Source organism: Mesorhizobium sp. M7A.F.Ca.CA.003.01.2.1 (assembly GCF_003998945.1).
Classification (GTDB): domain Bacteria; phylum Pseudomonadota; class Alphaproteobacteria; order Rhizobiales; family Rhizobiaceae; genus Mesorhizobium; species Mesorhizobium ciceri.
Map to the genome: position 1 here is coordinate 1 of NZ_RZRA01001224.1, position 1,296 is coordinate 1,296.

The following is a 1,296-nucleotide window of genomic DNA, read 5'->3' on the forward strand; positions in this document are numbered from 1 at the left end:
GCCAAGGACCTGATCGACGAGAGGCGACGCTTCTCCGAAGCCGTGCTTGCCGGCGTTACCGCCGGCGTCATCGGCGTCGATCCCTACGGCATCGTCACCATCGTCAACCGCTCGGCCGAAGCGATGCTGGCCATATCCGCCAGCGCAGCCCTTGGGCAGAACCTTTCCGCCGTGCTGCCGCATGTCGGCCGCGTCTTCGAAATCGGCCGCAAGTCCGGCAAACCCGTCTATCGCGAGCAGGTGACCTTCTACCGCGCCGGCGCCGAGCGGACCTTCAACGTTCAGATCACCATCGAGGCCGGCGATGACGGCTCGGAGGAAAAGTCCTATGTCGTGACGGTTGACGACATCACCGACCTGGTCCAGGCGCAGCGCTCGTCGGCTTGGGCGGATGTGGCGCGGCGTATCGCCCACGAGATCAAGAACCCGCTGACGCCGATCCAGCTCTCGGCCGAACGCATCAAGCGCCGCTATGGCAAGGTGATTACCGAGGACCGCGAGGTTTTCGACCAGTGCACCGACACCATCATTCGTCAGGTCGAGGATATCGGCCGTATGGTCGACGAATTCTCGGCGTTCGCGCGCATGCCGAAGCCCGAGATGAAGGCCATAGATCTGCGCGAATCGCTGCGCGAGGCCTCGTTCCTGGTCGAGGTCAGCCGCGCCGACATCACCTTCGAGCGGACCTTCGGCAGCGAGCCGCTGAAGGGCACGTTCGACAGCCGGCTGATGGCGCAGGCTTTCGGCAATGTGATCAAGAACGCCGCCGAGGCAATCGACGGATTGGAACAGAAGGATGGTTCGCACGGCATAATCCGGATTCAGGCCGGGCGCCAGAATGGTGTGATTCGAATCGACGTCATCGACAATGGCAAAGGCCTGCCGCGCGAGAATCGCCAACGGCTGCTCGAGCCCTACATGACCACACGCGAGAAGGGCACCGGACTTGGCCTCGCTATCGTCAAGAAGATCGTGGAGGACCATGGTGGCAGGCTGGAACTACACGATGCTCCTGCGGACTTCCACGATGGGCGCGGCGCGATGATCAGCATCATCCTGCCGCCTGCGGCCGCAACGGCTCCGCGCGGCGAAAGCAGGGCGGAAAACGAAAGAGAAACTGAAAAGGTCGGTAATGGCGTCTGATATTCTCATCGTCGATGACGAGGAAGACATCCGTGAACTCGTCGCGGGCATACTGAGCGACGAAGGTCACGAAACCCGCACGGCATTCGATGCCGACAGCGCGCTCGCTGCTATAGCTGATCGCGCGCCGCGGCTGATTTTCCTCGACATCTG

The 1,296-nt window shown here is 62.3% G+C and carries 2 protein-coding genes; both read left to right on the forward strand.

Features of this window, described 5'->3' with window-relative positions; translation table 11 throughout:
• A partial coding sequence (locus EN969_RS31445) for a PAS domain-containing sensor histidine kinase (protein WP_164758683.1) occupies positions 1–1,143 on the forward strand: 1,143 nt, incomplete at its 5' end.
• Positions 1,133–1,296, forward strand: a 164-nt coding sequence (locus EN969_RS31450; RefSeq protein WP_127419751.1) for a response regulator, incomplete at its 3' end; no start/stop codon positions are given. The genes EN969_RS31445 and EN969_RS31450, both read left to right, overlap by 11 nt.